15 protein-coding genes and 1 pseudogene are annotated in these 15,822 nt (G+C 61.7%); 6 read left to right on the forward strand and 10 right to left on the reverse strand.

Going from position 1 to position 15,822, the window contains the following annotated elements:
* Nucleotides 1-86: 86 nt before the first annotated feature.
* Complete coding sequence (locus ACVJGD_RS18230) at nucleotides 87-590, reverse strand: AAA family ATPase (RefSeq protein WP_456635643.1); 504 nt, start codon at nucleotides 588-590, stop codon at nucleotides 87-89.
* Nucleotides 591-1,180: 590 nt separating this feature from the next.
* Here ACVJGD_RS18230 and ACVJGD_RS18235 point away from each other — a divergent pair.
* The 3 genes from ACVJGD_RS18235 to ACVJGD_RS18245 all read left to right on the forward strand — a co-directional run bounded on the left by ACVJGD_RS18235 (nucleotide 1,181) and on the right by ACVJGD_RS18245 (nucleotide 3,993).
* Complete coding sequence (locus tag ACVJGD_RS18235; protein ID WP_456635644.1) at nucleotides 1,181-3,169, forward strand: TonB-dependent receptor; 1,989 nt, start codon at nucleotides 1,181-1,183, stop codon at nucleotides 3,167-3,169.
* 225 nt (nucleotides 3,170-3,394) lie between these two features.
* The gene (locus ACVJGD_RS18240) at nucleotides 3,395-3,655 is read left to right on the forward strand and encodes a GlsB/YeaQ/YmgE family stress response membrane protein (protein ID WP_456635645.1); all 261 of its coding nucleotides are present in this window, start codon (nucleotides 3,395-3,397) and stop codon (nucleotides 3,653-3,655) included.
* Between the two features lie 50 nt (nucleotides 3,656-3,705).
* Nucleotides 3,706-3,993, forward strand: coding sequence for a hypothetical protein (locus ACVJGD_RS18245; RefSeq protein WP_456635646.1), 288 nt, complete (start codon nucleotides 3,706-3,708; stop codon nucleotides 3,991-3,993).
* Nucleotides 3,994-4,095: 102 nt separating this feature from the next.
* On the opposite strand, the gene ACVJGD_RS18250 is transcribed toward ACVJGD_RS18245, so the two are convergent.
* The 7 genes from ACVJGD_RS18250 to ACVJGD_RS18280 all read right to left on the reverse strand — a co-directional run bounded on the left by ACVJGD_RS18250 (nucleotide 4,096) and on the right by ACVJGD_RS18280 (nucleotide 10,397).
* Entirely contained in the window at nucleotides 4,096-4,791 is a 696-nt protein-coding gene (locus ACVJGD_RS18250) for a hypothetical protein (RefSeq protein ID WP_456635647.1), read from the reverse strand.
* 64 nt (nucleotides 4,792-4,855) lie between these two features.
* On the reverse strand, nucleotides 4,856-5,044 hold the full coding sequence (locus tag ACVJGD_RS18255) for a hypothetical protein (RefSeq protein WP_456635648.1): 189 nt from the start codon (nucleotides 5,042-5,044) through the stop codon (nucleotides 4,856-4,858).
* Between the two features lie 157 nt (nucleotides 5,045-5,201).
* The gene (locus ACVJGD_RS18260; RefSeq protein WP_456635649.1) at nucleotides 5,202-5,897 is read right to left on the reverse strand and encodes an ABC transporter ATP-binding protein; all 696 of its coding nucleotides are present in this window, start codon (nucleotides 5,895-5,897) and stop codon (nucleotides 5,202-5,204) included.
* Entirely contained in the window at nucleotides 5,897-6,646 is a 750-nt protein-coding gene (locus tag ACVJGD_RS18265) for an ABC transporter ATP-binding protein (protein WP_456635650.1), read from the reverse strand. The genes ACVJGD_RS18260 and ACVJGD_RS18265 overlap by 1 nt, the downstream gene beginning before the upstream one ends.
* Complete coding sequence (locus ACVJGD_RS18270) at nucleotides 6,643-7,947, reverse strand: branched-chain amino acid ABC transporter permease (protein WP_456635651.1); 1,305 nt, start codon at nucleotides 7,945-7,947, stop codon at nucleotides 6,643-6,645. The genes ACVJGD_RS18265 and ACVJGD_RS18270 overlap by 4 nt, the downstream gene beginning before the upstream one ends.
* Nucleotides 7,944-8,891 carry a branched-chain amino acid ABC transporter permease gene (locus ACVJGD_RS18275; RefSeq protein ID WP_456635652.1) on the reverse strand — a complete coding sequence of 316 codons (948 nt, stop codon included), beginning with the start codon at nucleotides 8,889-8,891 and terminating at the stop codon, nucleotides 7,944-7,946. Before ACVJGD_RS18275 ends, ACVJGD_RS18270 begins: the two co-directional genes overlap by 4 nt.
* A 273-nt stretch (nucleotides 8,892-9,164) precedes the next feature.
* On the reverse strand, nucleotides 9,165-10,397 hold the full coding sequence (locus ACVJGD_RS18280; protein ID WP_456635653.1) for a branched-chain amino acid ABC transporter substrate-binding protein: 1,233 nt from the start codon (nucleotides 10,395-10,397) through the stop codon (nucleotides 9,165-9,167).
* Between the two features lie 532 nt (nucleotides 10,398-10,929).
* Between ACVJGD_RS18280 and ACVJGD_RS18285 the strand changes: the two are divergent.
* Both ACVJGD_RS18285 and ACVJGD_RS18290 read left to right on the forward strand, forming a co-directional pair.
* Nucleotides 10,930-11,106: pseudogene (locus tag ACVJGD_RS18285) on the forward strand (BBE domain-containing protein); the annotation flags it as partial.
* Nucleotides 11,107-11,155: 49 nt separating this feature from the next.
* Nucleotides 11,156-13,369, forward strand: a complete 2,214-nt coding sequence (locus ACVJGD_RS18290) for an AAA family ATPase (protein WP_456635654.1) — start codon at nucleotides 11,156-11,158, stop codon at nucleotides 13,367-13,369.
* A 20-nt stretch (nucleotides 13,370-13,389) separates the two neighbouring features.
* On the opposite strand, the gene ACVJGD_RS18295 is transcribed toward ACVJGD_RS18290, so the two are convergent.
* Nucleotides 13,390-13,683 carry a hypothetical protein gene (locus ACVJGD_RS18295; protein ID WP_456635655.1) on the reverse strand — a complete coding sequence of 98 codons (294 nt, stop codon included), beginning with the start codon at nucleotides 13,681-13,683 and terminating at the stop codon, nucleotides 13,390-13,392.
* 33 nt (nucleotides 13,684-13,716) lie between these two features.
* Here ACVJGD_RS18295 and ACVJGD_RS18300 point away from each other — a divergent pair, with 33 nt between their 5' ends.
* Nucleotides 13,717-14,484, forward strand: coding sequence for a hypothetical protein (locus ACVJGD_RS18300; protein WP_456635656.1), 768 nt, complete (start codon nucleotides 13,717-13,719; stop codon nucleotides 14,482-14,484).
* 322 nt (nucleotides 14,485-14,806) lie between these two features.
* Here the strand turns inward: ACVJGD_RS18300 and ACVJGD_RS18305 are convergent, their stop codons facing one another.
* A complete protein-coding gene (locus ACVJGD_RS18305; protein WP_456640285.1) occupies nucleotides 14,807-15,520 on the reverse strand; it encodes a hypothetical protein in 714 nt (237 codons plus the stop codon).
* Nucleotides 15,521-15,822 lie beyond the last annotated feature (302 nt).

Below are 15,822 nucleotides of genomic sequence, written 5' to 3' on the forward strand. Positions count from 1 at the left end.
AATCGTCAGATGTCCTGACCGATTGCACCATGGCCCTGCTTTTCGAACTGGTCAGCGTGACCGGTGCCGAGGTCGCGCACCAACTATCATCGTAGCAGATCGAGAGCCTCATCTACGCACACCTGCAAATTCCGATGTGCCGTGTCGATAACAAGGCGATCGCGATTCCACTTATCGTAGGTGCGGACGGCGAGCGCATTCCAGTCGGGCAAGGCCAGTCCCGCAATGTCGCTTGATCTTGTCTCAATTCTCCGGCGGTGCTCGATGGGATCGCTACACACCACTTCGAGCCATTTGATCTCGGCTCCAGTACGTTGTGCTGCCGCCTCCCAACCGTCCCGTGCCTCCTGACAATCGTTTACACAATCCGCTATTACGTCCAGGCCGAGGGCTAAATTATCGGCAGCGATTGCTTGGGCTGCTCGGTAGCTCCAGTCAAAGAGATCGCGCGGCGCTGTACCCGATGCCCAGATTGCCTGATCCATGGAGTCGATCCGCAGCCAGATGGCTCCGCAGCGCCGCGCCAGATGCTGCGCAATGCTCGACTTGCCAACGCCGGGCAAGCCAGCCAACGCGATGAGACGCGCCATTTCATCCTCAGCTTTTCTCAACCAGTACTCGGCCCAAAGGTACCTCAACCCCGCACAGCGCATTGTCGTCGCCTTTAGAATCATTCCAATCGACGCTATTTCCTTTCCTCGTGCTCGCCAGCGCAAATTCGAACGATTCAAAATTTTGGGGGTGGAATTGTACCGCCCTCATCGTGTTCAAGTGTTGGTCGCCGCGCGCCATGAGGCCCGCGGCCAACAACGTTCTTGGGGCACTAAGAAACATGATGAGATTATCACGGGCGAACCTTCGGCTGTTTGCCTCGGCGAGCTACGTCGCGCTGTGTCTGTCTATCGGAGAAGCAGACGCACAAGCGCAGACAACACCGAGCCAGGGGGGAGCCTCTCTGCCTGCGGTCACAGTCAACCCACCAGAGACGCGGCGACGGCCCGCGCCGCCGGCCGCGCGCACTTCCTCGAACGCGAGACGAGGCCGGCGAACACAGGTCGCGCGCCGGAACGAACCGGTTTCAAGCGATAAGCCTGCTTTTGGTCCAACCCAGGATGCCCGCACCGGCACGGTCGGCGTCTATGCCAACAGCACCTCGGTCGCCACGAAGACGAACACGCCTTTGATCGACATCCCACAGTCCGTCAGCGTCCTGACCAAGGATTTCATCCAGGACCAGGGCTTTCAGACTCTGACTGATGTGACGCGCTACGTTCCTGGCGTCGCCATCCACCAGGGCGAAGGCAACCGCGACGAGCTTGTCATTCGCGGCGTGGACTCCAGCGCGAACTTTTATGTGAACGGCTTCCGCGACGACGTGCAGTATTTCCGCGACCTCTACAACGCCCAGAGCGTCGAGGTGCTGAAAGGGCCGAGCGCGCTGACCTTCGGACGTGGCGCCGGCGGCGGTCTCGTGAACCGGACGCTTAAGGAAGCGGACGGCACAAGGATTTACCAAGCGACGGCGCAGACCGGCTCCTACAACGACAGGCGTGTATCGCTCGATGCGGGACAGGCCGTGAACGAGAACGTCGCGGTGCGGCTGAACACCTTCTACGAGAACAGCAATACGTTTCGCGACTATGGGCACTTCGAGCGATACGGTTTCAATCCGACCGTGACGCTGCAGCCGACCGACGACACAAAGATCAAGCTGAGCTACGAATACTACCACGATGAGCGCCTTGCGGATCGCGGTAACCCGTCGCTCGGCATTCCGGGCGGCGCCACGCGCTTCAACCCGACGGCACCGTTCGCGCCCAATGGCGATCTGACGACGTTCTACGGCAGCCCAATCTACAACCAGGCAAGGGTCGACGTGCAGACCGGCATCGCCGTGATCGAGCATGATTTCGGCAACGGGCTGACCGTAAAGAACTCCACGCTCTACGCCGACTACAACCGTGGCTATCGCAACGTCTTTCCCGGTGGCACGGGCGGCGGTCCCGGCGGCGGCGCGGTGACGCCGGATCTTACGCAAGTGTCGCTCAACGCGTACCAGAACTATACCCCCCGCGAGAACGCCTTCAATCAAACCGATTTCGTGTACAAGACGGCGACGGGACCGGTCTTTCATACGATCGCGTTCGGCACGGAATTCGGTCGAGAGACCGGCCTGTCCAGGCGCGACTCCGGCATCTTCCCCGCCAACGGGAACAGGGCGTTCGATGTCGTCAATCCGTTCAACCCGACCTATTTCGGACCCGTGCTGTTCACCCATCTTCCGAGCGACGCCAACAGCAAATACCGGCTGAATATCGCCTCAGGCTATGTGCAGGACCAGATCGAGGCGACCCGCTGGCTGCAATTCTTCCTCGGCGCCCGCTACGACAGCTTTGACCTGTCGGCGTTCGATTTCAATACCAGCATCAATCGCAGCAGGGTCGACGAGAAGGTCTCTCCGCGCGTCGCAGTTATCGTGAAGCCACTCGACAACCTTTCCGTCTACACGGCCTACAGCACCTCCTTCTTGCCCGCATCCGGCGACCAGTTCAGCGCGCTGAGCCCGGGGACGCTGATCTTGCAGCCGCAGAAATTCGAGAGCACCGAGGTCGGGGTCAAATGGAACATCCAGCCCAAGCTGCTGTTCACGGCGGCTTTGTATGAACTCAATCGTACGAATGTGCCGATTGCCGATCCCAACAATCCGGGCTTCTTCTTCCCCAGCGGCGCCAACCAGATCCGCGGTTTCGAGACTGCGATGACGGGTTACGTGACGCCTGATTGGCAAACGACCTTCGGCTACGCCTATACCGACGCGCGCGTCACCAGCGCGACCTCGCCGACGATCGTGCCCGGTAACCGCGTACAGCTCGTGCCGTTCAATCAGTTCGCCTGGTGGAACAAGTATCAGATCGATCAGCGATGGGCGGCTTCTCTCGGCATCATCTACTTCTCGGATTCCTTTGCCTCGTCCGACGACACCGTGCGACTGCCGGGCTTCTGGCGCTTTGATGCGGGCTTGTTCGCAAAGATCGACGAGACATGGAGCGCCCAGCTCAATATCGAGAACATCTTCAACACGGGCTACTGGGCGACCGCCGACGGCAACAACAACATCTCGCCAGGCCAGGGTCGCACGATCCGAGTGCTGGCGCGGGCGAGGTTCTAGGTTCGTTATTGGTCGCAAGACGGCTCCGCACCGGAAGAACGTCGGTCGGAGCGGGGCCGTGGCTCTCTTTTCCCGTCAGATAACCTCCGGAAAGACCACAGCGAGACCGGGAGCATAGCGGTTGGCAGGAGCGTGCACGGCTCCTGTGCAACGCACACACGTTTGTACCAGCGAATCGGCGGGGCGTTGTGATAGTATCGGGTCACAATCACGGGGAGTATCCCAATGCCCGAGGCGGAGATTGGCTGGATTGCTGCAATCATAATTGGTGGTTTCGCAGGCTGGTTCGCCGAGATGTTCATGAAGTCCGGCACCGGCATCCTGATGAACATCATCCTTGGTATCGTTGGCGCAGCGTTGGCCAACTGGCTGCTCGGCCTGTTTGGCATCGTGCTCGGCGGATGGATCGGCTACCTGGTCGCCGGATTCGTCGGCGCCTGCATCATCATCTTCCTGTGGCGGGCAATCAGGGGTCGGACCGTTTAGCCACATCTAGACAACTAAAAAATCGTTCCGCACCTTAGAGGAGGCTTCTGATGGAGCAGATTCTTATCAATCTGGTAGCGGGTGCCATCGGTGGAAACGCGGTGGGAAAGTCGTCTCAGAACTTTGATTTGGGCACGCTGGGCAACACGATCGCCGGCCTCGTCGGCGGAGGTGTTCTTGGTCAGATCATCACTCTGGCGTGGCCGGCAGTCGCCACATCGATCCAGAGCGGGAATTTCGACATTGGGTCGATCATTACCCAGGTGATCGGTGGCGGCGCAGGTGGCGCGATCCTCACGGCCATTGTCGGCGCGATCAAAAACCGAGCCGCCGCCTGAAAGCTGTCAGCGGCCGGTTTCTCGAAGCTGAAATTGGTGAGGGCGTCTCTGGATTGATGCGCCGCGAAGGCTCATCCTTTAGAGGCCAGCGCCGAACATGCGCTATTGTTCTGGCTGCAGACGCACGATCTGGCGTCCGCCATTCATCGCCTTGAGATTGTTCACGTACTCCTCAGGACGCTGCCAGCGGTGCGGAACTTTCAATCCCATGAAACTGGCGATGTCACCGATAAAGCCGGTGCAATTGAATGTCTCGGCGTTCCAGACCGGTGAATTCGCCTGCAGTTTCTTGATGTAGGCGAAAACCCGTTTTGCGTCCGCCTCATTCAAGTAAACCCGGTAACTCGCGGTCAGGTAGTCCGGATCAAGATCGCCATAGCTTGCCCCGGTCTCGGACGGCACCACCGTCAGATGACCGATTACATAGGCCAAGGTGTCTCCCGCAGGGGTAAGACCCGCGACATCAACCGCTCGCTCGCTTGTCTTCCCGTACCAGACGAAAGCGTGTCCCCAGCTCGCCGCTGTTCTTGCCCTGAAATCAACGTAGTACGGACCCTTCGCGGATCTCGACGTCGACTTTCGAGCCGGCTGTGATTCGATGGCCGCGTCACTGGAAACAAGCGCATTCGCATTGGCGGTGCGCTTGTAGATCTCCCGTTTCTGGGAAATGACACGTTCCGAACCGGCGCGAGCGTCAGCCTCCTGAGCAGAAACCGATTGGACATTGGCCGGGAGCAAAACAGCAAGTGTCAATGCCGCAAGCAAGCATCGCCCTGATCTCGTCAGGCTGTTTGCCACGCTTTGCCCCCTTCACTGTCGACGATAAAGTCCGGGATTCGACGAATGCCGAATCAGTATCGCATCAGTAGCGCGGCGCTACGACAGGCGTCTTGCCGACGGGGGTCTTCCCGACCGGGGTCTTGCCAATCGGCATCTTGCCGACGGGAGCCGCCGGATAGGCGGGCACGGGCTCTCGGCGCGGGAGATCGGCCGCGCTGGCGACAGTCACCATGGCAAGCGTTGCGCCCACTGCAATCACGATTTTCTTCACGGTACTTTCTCCCCAACTTAGAAGGAACAAGGCGATAACCTGTGCTCCCTCCGACCATGAACGTCGGAATGCGACCACAGTGCGGCAGATAGGACTCGTTCGAGGAATAGGTCCACAGTGCGGCACATATGACACACCTGGGAACCTCATCGGGTCCCTACACTTCGAGCCATTCCTTGCGAACGGCTTCGTTGGCCCTGAGATCGTCGGGCGTGCCTTCGAACACGATGCGGCCGTGGCCCATGATGTAGACCCGATGCGAAATCCTGAGCGCGATGGACAGCTTCTGCTCGACCAGCAGGATCGCAACGCCTGCCTTGGCGATATGCGCGATCAGGTCGCCCACCTGCTGCACGATCAGCGGCGCCAGTCCTTCCGTGGGCTCATCGATCATGATGAGCTCGGGGTCTCCCATCAGCGTCCGGCAGGTGGTCAGCATCTGCTTTTCACCGCCGGACAGGACACCCGCGGGCGTATCGGCGCGCGCCGCAAGGTTGGGGAACATGTCGAGCATGTCCTGCAGCCGCCATTTGCCGGGCCGGCGCGTGTTCTTGATGCCGAGCAGGAGATTCTGACGGACCGTGAGGCCGGGGAAGATGTCGCGATGCTCCGGGACATAGCCGAGCCCCAGGCGCGCGATCCTGTAGCTCGGCAGCCCGGCGATCTCCTGCCCCTTGAAGCGGATGGCGCCCTGCGGCGGCACCTCGCCCATGATCGCCTTGACGGTGGTGGAGCGGCCGACGCCGTTGCGACCAAGCAGGCTCACCACCTCCCCGGCCGCGATGTCGAGATCGACACCCTGGAGGATGTGGCTCTTGCCGTAATAAGCGTGCAGATCCCTGACCTCGAGCATCAGTGCGCCTCTTCGCCGAGATAGGCTTCCTTGACCTTCGGGTTGCCCCGGATCTCCTCGGGCGTGCCGGAGGCGATGATGCGGCCGTAGACCAACACCGAGATGCGGTCGGCAAGGCCGAACACCACGCTCATGTCGTGCTCGACGATCACGAGCGTGCGCCCCTCGGTGAGGCGGCGGATCAGGGCGACGGCGCGTTCGGTCTCCGCGTGGCTCATGCCCGCGGTCGGCTCGTCCAGCATGATGACGTTGGCGCCGCCTGCGATGGTGATGCCGATCTCGAGTTCGCGTTGTTCGGCATAGGTGAGAAGTCCCGCCGGCACGTCACGGCGGTGGCTTAAGTGAATGTCTTCCAGGATCTCGGCGGTGCGTCGCCGTACCTCCGGCAGGTCGTCCACGTTCTTCCAGAACGCGTAGCGGTGGCCGGTGGCCCAAAGCACGGCGCAGCGGACGTTCTCCCACACCGTCATGCGGGCGAAGACGTTGGTCACCTGGAACGAACGCGACAGGCCGCGTCGGTTGATCTCGAACGGCCGCAATCCCGAGATCACGTCGCCATTCAGCCGGATCTCACCCGAACTCGGGCTGAGATAGCCGCTGATCAGGTTGAATGTCGTGGACTTGCCGGCCCCGTTGGGACCGATGATGGCGTGGCGCTCGCCCTGTGCGACGCTCAAATTGAGGTCCTGGATGATGCTCACATTGCCGAAGCGCTTTTCGACGGCACGAACTTCGATGGCTGGTGTCACGCGAGATACCCCCGGTCACGGGCGATGCCGGCGGCGCGATCCCAGGCATCAGCGATGCGCCGCCAGGTGATGCGGGCGACAATGAAGCCGCCGACCACCAGGACGGCCGCTATGCCCCAGGTCGCAGGCGCGGTCGTGTTGAAGGGGATGCCGAGCAGCTTGACGATGTTGCCCTCGCCCCCGCTCGCGGCGTAGCGGGCCACCGTCTCGATGACAAGAATGACGCCGCAGGCCAGCGCCAGCGTCGGGAGCGCCGCGACCAGATAGGACGGGATCACCATGCCAAGGGTCCTGGCGCGGATCAGCGGCCGGTGCATCATCAAAAGGCCGGCGATGCCGCCCGGCGCGAACATCACGATGCCGATGAAGATGATGCCGAAATAAAGCTGCCACACGCTGGTCAGGCTGGTGAGCCCGAGCTGCAGATAGGTCACGAGGATAGCGCCCAGGATCGGACCGAAGAAATAGGAAGCGCCGCCGATAAAGGTCGCGAACAGCACCATGCCGGACTGCACCGCGCCGAGATAGGCGGAGTTCGCTATCTCGAAATTGATCGCGGCCAGGCCGCCCGCGATGCCGGCAAAGAAGCCGGCAAAGCAGTAGGCGAGATAGCGGACGACGTGGGGATCGTAGCCGATGAACTCGACCCGCCCGGGATTGTCGCGGACCGCGTTGCAGATGCGCCCCAGCGGCGTGCGGGTGAGTGCGTACATCGCTATCGCCGAGACCAGCACCCAGAATGCGATCAGATAATAGACCTGGATTTGCGGCCCGAAGGTCCAGCCGAAGATGTGCGGCAGCGCCGTGCGATCGGTGCTGATCCCGGACTCGCCGCCGAACACGCTGCGCAGGATCAGCGACGAGGATGCGACCAGTTCGCCGATGCCGAGCGAAATCATCGCGAACACCGTGCCGGCGCGCCGGGTCATCACCCAGCCGATCAGGAGCGCGAAACCGAGGCCGCCGATGCCGCCGATCAGCGGAATCAGGGGCAGCGGGATCGGCCATCCGTGCGCCGTGACCGCGTTCATGACATGCACGGCGGCAAAGCCGCCGAGGCCGTAGTGAACCGCATGGCCGAACGACAACAGTCCGGTCTCGCCAAGGAGAATGTTGTAGGACAGCGCGAAGATGATCGCGATGCCGATCAGGCTGAAGGAGGTGAGCGAACCGCCGGAGGAGAAGATCAAGGGCAATGCGACGAGCGCGATCGCTGCAATCACCCACAGGCCATAGAAGCGCAGGTTCTGGCCGGATGGCGTCACAGCGATATCAGGCGCGGAAGTGACGGTGCCGGTCATGTTTCGCGCGTCCCGAGAAGGCCCATGGGACGGACGATCAGGATGAACACCAGCAGCACATAGGGCAGAACCGGCGCGATCTGGGCGATCGTGACATTCCAGATATCGGTGAGCACCGAGGGCCCGATGCCCGGATCCAGCGGCCCGAACGTGCTGGCGAGCGAGCCGTTCAGCGCCACCGCAAAGGTCTGCACCAGCCCGATGAAGAGCGAGGCGATGAATGCGCCGGGCAACGAGCCCAGCCCGCCGAAGACGATGACGACGAACAGGATCGGGCCAAGAAGAGCGGCCATGTCGGACTGCGTCACCAGCGCCGGACCGGCGATGACGCCGGCGAGGCCGGCAAGCGCGCTGCCGACACCAAACACCAGCATGAACACCTGCCCGACATTATGGCCGAGATGCCCGACCATGTGGGGGTGCGTCAGCGCCGCCTGCACGATGAGTCCGACCCGGGTGCGCTTGAGCGCAATCAAGAGCGCGACGAAGATCAGCACCGAGATCGCCAGCATGAAAATCTTGTAGGCAGGATAGTTGGTGGAGAAAATGGTGAAGGCCGGAAAGTCCAGCACCGCCGGCACCCGATAATCCACCGGGCTCTTGCCCCAGATCATCGAGACGATTTCCTCGATGGCGAAAGCAAGCCCGAATGTCAAAAGCAATTCCGCGACATGTCCGTGCTTGTGGGTGTTGCGCAGCCCGTAACGCTCGACCGCCATGCCGACCGCACCCACAAGCAATGGCGCCATCACCAGTGCAGGCCAGAACCCGATCCACTTCGTGAGCTGATAGCCGAAGAACGCGCCCAGCATGTAGAAACTGGCATGGGCGAAATTGAGCACGCCCATCATGCTGAAGATCACGGTCAGGCCGCTGGACAAAAGGAACAACAGCATCCCGAACAGGACGCCATTGAGCGTAGAAATCACGATCAACTCAAGCACGGTTCATCCGTTAGAGCGCGATGCTATTTGGTTCACTTTACCTCTCCCGCTTGCGGGGGAGGTCGGCGCGTAAGCGCCGGGTGGGGGCTATCTCCCCACGGTCGGACAGCGTGAATCGCGGAGAGACCCCCACCCCAGCCCTCCCCCGCAAGCGGGAGAGGGAGCGCAGCGGCCCCGCCGAATGCAATTCGCGTCCCATTCATTCCGGCACAACAGCCAGCTACGCAAACGTCCATCCCGTTCCGGATTACCCGGAACGGGACGCCGCGCGCATCATGGCCGCGTCATCTTGCAGGTGGTCGGCAGCATGGTCTGCGGCGTGTCGATCTTCGCCACCAGACGCCAGCCCCAGCCGGTGTTCTCCTCGTCGAACGGCTCCTTCTCGCTGCGGCTGCCGAACGAGGAGATGTAGATCGGCTGGAAGAACTGATGGTCGTCCTTGCGCATCACGCCGCTGCCGCCGTCGAGGACGTCGAACTTCAGGTCCTCGAGCGCGGCGGCGACCTTCACCGGATCGAGCGAGTTGGCTTTTTCGGCTGCGGCCTTGAACATGCGCATCTCGTTCACCGCGCGCGGATACCAGAGCGACAGGCCGACCTTGGCGCGGAACGCCTTCTCGAATTCCATCGCCGCCGGATTGTCCGAGTTCGGGATGCCTTCGCTGATCTGGAACACCTGGTGATCCAGACCGGTCTGCTTGATTGCGGTCGGACCGCCGGCGCCGCCGGCATAATAGGTGTACCAGTTGACCTTGAGCCCGGCATCGGCGGCCGCCTTGAGCAGCAGCGCGAAATCCTGTCCCCAATTGCCGGTCACCACGCTGTCGGCGCCTGAGGCCTTGATCTTGGCGATATAGGGCGAGAAGTCGGTGATCTTGAGCAGCGGGTGCAGCTCGTCGCCGACGATCTGGATGTCGGGCCGCTTCTCTCCGAGCATCTTGCGCGCCTGGGTCCGCACCGACTGGCCGAACGAATAGTCCTGGTTGATCAGGTAGACTTTCTTGATGGCCGCATTGCCCTTCATGTAGCTGGTCAGCGCTTCCATCTTGATGTCTGAGTTGGCATCCCATCGGAAGTGCCAGAAGCTGCACTTCTCGTTGGTCATGCTCGGATCGACCGCGGCGTAGTTGAAGTAGAGCACTTCCTTGCCGGGGTTGCGCGTGTTGTGCTTGGTAACGAAATCCTCGAGCGCTGCGCCGACCGAGGAGCCGTTGCCCTGCGTGATGTAATGGGCGCCTGCGTCGATCGCCTTCTGCGCCTGGATGAGGCTTTCCTGCGGATTGGTCTTGTTGTCGAGTGGTATGATCTCGACTTTACGGCCGAGAATACCGCCCTTGGCGTTCAGCTCATCGGCCAGATACTGGAACGTCTTCAATCCGCCTTCGCCGACACTGGCGCCACCTCCGGACAGTGGATCGATATAGCCGATCTTGACGGTCTCCTGCGCGTAGGCAGTACCACTGAGCATCGGCAGGGCCACGGCGATGACCCTCGCTATTTTGAGCATTTTCTTGTTTCCTCGCTTGCATGTCGACTCTGGTGCCAGCGCCTGTTGCGCAGCACAATTTCGGCCATACTGAGCAGATTGATCGTGCGTTGACAAGTCCAACGCCGAGCAGACTCCAGTACCGCGGCAGAATGGCTCGCGAGATCTCGACGGAATAACTCTATCGGTAGTTCGCTCGCTTTGACCTCGCAATCGCAAGGTGCGAGCGGCGTTCTTGGTTAGGCCCCTGCAGATCGGGTGACGGAAAAGCTTCGCGCGGGTTTGTAGACGCCTCGCAACGGCGAGACATTCTGTCGCTGAACCATTCATTCTGCCGGAGGACTAACTTCTAGGCGGAAACCCGCCGTTCATGATGTCGAACGGCGTGCAACGGGGAGCGCCTCTCCGGTTGCAAGTGCTGTGGGCGGCGGCCGCCCTTTCTGCTGATCTGTCAAAGAGCATGAGAGCTGACTGCCGAAATCTGACCGCTAGCCACGGGAGGAGATGCCATGACGGAGATCCGGCTGGCCTCGCTGCAGGGCGGGCGCCCTAGGCAACCGGAGGCCTCTACGTCAACTTCATGCCGGAGGACGAGACCGATCGCGTGGCCGGCGCCTACGGCCCGAACTATGCTCGTCTAGCGGCGCTGAAGGCCAAGTACGATCCCGGCAACTTGTTCCGGCTCAACCAGAACGTCAGGCCATCCGCCGCACAGCGACCGGCCGCCTGACAAGAGATAGAGGAAGGGATCCGTAATTGAGGGGGCTACGGAGAAGAAGTTGGACATTGGAGAATGGCTGCGCAGCCTGGGCTTGCAGTCCTATGAGCAGACGTTCCGCGACAACGGAATTGACCTTGAGATCCTGCCCCACCTGACAGTTGAAGATCTCAAGGAGATCGGAGTCCTGGCCGTCGGTCACCGGCGCAAGCTTCTCGATGCAATCCGGCTGCTACCAGTGGACCTGGCGGCGGCTCGGCCCCCCGCGTCGGTCGAGCGCCGTCATCTCACGCTCATGTTCGTCGACCTCGTCGGCTCGACTGACCTCAGCCGCCGTCTCGATCCCGAGGAATTGCGCGAGGTCATGCGGGCCTACTCGAATACGGTAGCGGGAGAGATTGCGCGACGGGAGGGCCACGTCGCGAAGTTTCTGGGAGACGGCGTGCAGGCCTATTTCGGCTGGCCTCGTGCAAGCGAAGATGCGGCAGAGCAAGCCGTCCGGGCGGGACTTGCCGTCGCAACCGCGGTCAGCCGCATGTCGTCGGGCGCAGGAGGCCTGCTGGCCGCACGCGTCGGCATCGCCACCGGGCTTGTGGTGGTGGGCGATCTGCTCGGGGAAGGTGCCGCGAAGGAGGAAGCAGTGACCGGGGAGACACCTAATCTCGCTGCCCGACTGCAACAGGTTGCGGAGCCCGGTACGGTCGTGATCGCCGACAGCACGCGCCGCCTGGTCGGCGATCTGTTCGAGTTTGTTGGGCTCGGTTCGCTTCAGCTCAAGGGCTTTGCAGAGCCGGTGCAAGCGTGGCAGGTCATCGGCGAAGGCAGGGCCGAGAGCAGGTTCGAGGCCTTGCATGGCGCTCACGTCACGCCACTCGTCGGGCGCGGCGAGGAGCTCGATTTGATGCTCTCGCGCTGGCGGCTTGCAAAAGAACGGGCTGGACAGGTTGTCCTGATCTTTGGCGAGCCAGGAATCGGAAAATCACGATTGGTGCTGGGGCTGCGCGAGCGGCTAAAGGACGAGCCAATCACGCTCGTTAGCTACGCCTGCTCGCCGCATCACTTGAACAGCCCGCTCTTTCCCTTCATCTCGCAGCTCGAGCGGCAGGCGCAGTTCGCACCTGATGACGCCGCGGAAAAGCGGCTCAAGCGTCTCGAAATACTCCTTGGCGAAAACGGCGAGGGGCTGTCTTGCGATGCAATCCAGCCTTTTGCCGATCTGCTTGGCATTGCAACTGCGAGGCCGAGCATCCAGCCAGAGATGTCGCCGCAGCAAAGGAAGGCGCTCCTGTTCCGCACGTTCCTGGCCCGGCTCGATCGACTTGCCGCTCGTGGCCCGGCGCTGATGGTGCTTGAAGACGCGCACTGGCTCGATCCGACCTCGCGCGAGCTGTTCGACCAGATCGTCGATCGTCTTCAGGACCTGCCAGTGCTGGTCGTCGCCACATTCCGCCCGGAACTCCCACCGCCATGGACCGGATTTCCGCACGTCACGTTGCTGATGCTGAACCGCCTGCCACGGGCGCAATCGGTCGTACTCGTCGACCGGATCACCGAAGGTAAAGCGCTTCCCGCCGAGGTCCTCGACCAGATCCTGGCGCGAACCGAGGGTGTGCCGCTCTTCACCGAGGAGCTCACGAAGGCCGTTCTCGAAGCTGGGATCCTCCACTACACCGGCGCCCGCTACGTGCTCGCCGGAGCAATCCCGTTCTTGGCGATCCCGGCGACGCTGCACGATTCGTTGATGGCGCGACTTGACCGTCTTGCTCCCGTCAAGGAGGTCGCCCAGATCGGAGCCTGTATCGGCCGTGAGTTCGATCACGAGTTGCTTGCCGCGGTCGTGTCGATGCCAGAGGTGGAGCTCGCCGCGGCGCTTGACCGCCTGGTAGCGGCAGAGCTCGTTTTCCGGCGGGGCCTTGCGCCTGCAGCTACCTATGTCTTCAAGCACGCCTTGGTCCGCGATGCCGCCTACGAAAGCCTGCTCAAGCGGCGCCGGCAGGAGCTGCACGCGCGAATTGCCGCATCGATCGAAGCGCTGTTTCCGCAACTTGTCGAAGCGCAGCCGGAGCTCGTCGCCCGTCATTTCAGCGAGGCGGGATTGGCAGAGAAGGCCATTCCATACTGGCTGAAGGCCGGCCGTCTTGCAGCCGCCCGATCGGCGAACATGGAGGCCATTGCCCATTTGAGATCGGGCTCGAGTGCGCCCAAGCACTTCCTGCAGGAGCATCACGCTCGCGCTTCGAGCTTGCCCTGCAGCTTGGACTTGGCGGCCCGCTGATTGCAACCAAAGGATTTGCTTCACGCGAGGCAGAAGCGGCGTTCCAGCGCGCGCAGGAGCTCAGCCGCGAGCTGCAGAGCGAAGGTGATCTCTCCGCCGCGTTGAAGGGGCTCGGCCACGTCTATCACGTGCGCGCCAATCTGCGCGAGGTCACAAAACTTGTCGAGGAGACGGAGGAGCTGGCGAAACGAAGCGGTGATCCCGTGCGTCAGGCCGAAGCCGATCATCTTGCGGGAGTGCTCTCGTTCCACCTCGGCCAGTTTCAATTCTCGCGCGATCGGCTCCAGAGAAGCGCACAAGCCGGCGAATATCACGGCCGTTACTATTCCGAGGTTTACGGAGTCGACATGGGCGTATTCTGCCGTGCCTACATGAGCCATTGCGACTGGCATCTCGGCTATCCCATTCGTAGCCTTAAGATTGCCGAGGAAGGGCTCGCCGTTGCACGCGAGATTTCACATCCGTTCAGCATCGCGCTCGCGCTCAACTATATGGCGATGCTGTATCAATTCCGGCGAGAGCCCGATGCCGCACTGAAAGCCGCTGCAGAGTCACGCGACATTTGCGCCGAGCACGGCTTCGACTACTATGGCGCATGGGCCAGTCTCGTTCGCGCCTGGTCGATCGCTGAATCCGGCCGGCTTGACGAAGGTCTTGCGGACTTTGATGCCGGGCTTGAGGATTTCCGGCGAACCAGTGCGGGACTACGCATTCCGCACCACCTGGGCCTGCTCGCCGCGCTTCATCGCAAAGCTGGAAACGCCATGGCCGGGCTTCGGCTCATCGACGAAGCAGTCGCAATTGCGGAAGCAAGTCTCGAGAGCTGGTGCGACGTCGAGCTTCACCGGGAGCGCGGTGAATTGCTGTTGCTAGCAGCCGGGCAGGAGGCCGAAAATCAAGCGGACGCGGAGTTCGCGGCTGCGATTGAAATCGCCGCTGCCCAGGGAGCAAAGCTCCCCGGTCTGCGCGCAAGCTTTGCGCGCGCAAGACTCCACGCCGCACGCGGCATGCGACAGCAGGCGCGCGACGCTCTCGGGCCGATCTACAGCTGGTTCAGCGAGGGCTTGGAAACGCGCGATCTCGTGGACGCTCGCAAGTTGCTGGCAGGCTTGTAGTGGCTCGTGACGAAGTTTCCCGGTCGGTCGGCATGGCGGACAGCGTCGGCATCGCAAGGAGACCCATGCAAAGGAGCAGTCCACCCGATCCACGCGCGGCCATGCTGTTCCCCTCCGCCTGGCGCTCCGGCGCGACACGTCCGGACGTGAGGACCTTAGCCTCAACGGCAGGCTATCTGCCATCGGCAACCGATATCCGAGATGGGTCACGAGCGGTAATGCTCAGAGTGATCGTAATATTTCCGCTTGGCCCTCAGAAGGCGATATCTACGCCCTAGATAGGTGGAAGAGCTTTACGCGGTAGCAAAGTAGCAAATCAGGCTCACACGCGAAACTGACGGCGGTAGAAGCCCGGTTCGCGCTCGATGCTGGTGGTGAGATCGTGCGCCCGCTGCGTCTCCTCTGATGTGAACGGCGCGGTTCGCAGCGTCCAGTTCTCGCGCTTCACCGGAATGCATTGCGCAATCGGCGTGCCCCTCGGCAGCACGCCGCAGAAATTCACATCGTGCCAGTAGGCGGGAAAGTGAATCCAGTTGTCGTGATAGCGGTCGCAATCGACGAGGCCCGTCAGCGTGGTGAACGGCAGGTCGGGGCGATTGATCGGATGCGTGAACAGCACCGCATAGCCCTCGGGCGCTTCGATAGTCCAGAGATTGTGGAATTTGATCAGGAAGCGATCGGCCTCGAACAACGGCGTGCCGGTCACCTGGCTTGCATCATGAAATCCGATCGGCGAACGCGTGAAGCTGGCTGAACCGCCCGCCGGCAACTCGTTGTCCCAGGTGATCTCGCCGTTCTCGAATTTGAGATCGCACATCAGCGGGATCAGGAAGCCGGAAGTCATGGCATCGACAAAGGGCGGGCAGCGCTTGACGGTGTTTTCTTCGCGCAGGTTGATCGCGTTGAAGGCCTGCGCCGGCATCGTCTTCAGCCAGTCCGGCACCCCAAGGCCGGCTCTGATTGGCGGCGGCAGCACGCCCTCCAATTCCGCGGGGCAGCGGAAGGTCAGTGTCTGGGAAAGATCGGGATCGGGCACTTGCTTGGTTATTGTTATGCGCTGTCGCTGGTTCGGCACGCGGCGAGGCAGCACACCTTGGAATCTCTGTCACATCTTGCCACAGGCGCGACCGGACGGAAGATGGCGAGACGTGTGGCCTGCCATGCGTTGGGCATGCCGAACATGAATTGTCGGTAATGAAATCCGCGACGGCGGTAACGCAGGGTGGATACGAATGGCGTGTGCAGCGAGAGCGCGGGCGGCTCTGTGACACTGATAACGGAAGCCTACATCAGAGAATCTATTGCGCCACAACTGCCAGCGGAGAAATGGATTCCGGG

Source organism: Bradyrhizobium sp. USDA 10063, from assembly GCF_054063735.1.

Bases quoted from the DNA above. Each gene is read 5' to 3' on its own strand.
- ACVJGD_RS18230 (WP_456635643.1), bottom strand. From the start codon at position 590: ATGGCGCGTCTCATCGCGTTGGCTGGCTTGCCCGGCGTTGGCAAGTCG.
- ACVJGD_RS18240 (WP_456635645.1), top strand. From the start codon at position 3,395: ATGCCCGAGGCGGAGATTGGCTGGATTGCTGCAATCATAATTGGTGGT.
- ACVJGD_RS18245 (WP_456635646.1), top strand. From the start codon at position 3,706: ATGGAGCAGATTCTTATCAATCTGGTAGCGGGTGCCATCGGTGGAAAC.
- ACVJGD_RS18260 (WP_456635649.1), bottom strand. From the start codon at position 5,897: ATGCTCGAGGTCAGGGATCTGCACGCTTATTACGGCAAGAGCCACATC.
- ACVJGD_RS18270 (WP_456635651.1), bottom strand. From the start codon at position 7,947: ATGACCGGCACCGTCACTTCCGCGCCTGATATCGCTGTGACGCCATCC.
- ACVJGD_RS18280 (WP_456635653.1), bottom strand. From the start codon at position 10,397: ATGCTCAAAATAGCGAGGGTCATCGCCGTGGCCCTGCCGATGCTCAGT.
- ACVJGD_RS18300 (WP_456635656.1), top strand. From the start codon at position 13,717: ATGGGCGTATTCTGCCGTGCCTACATGAGCCATTGCGACTGGCATCTC.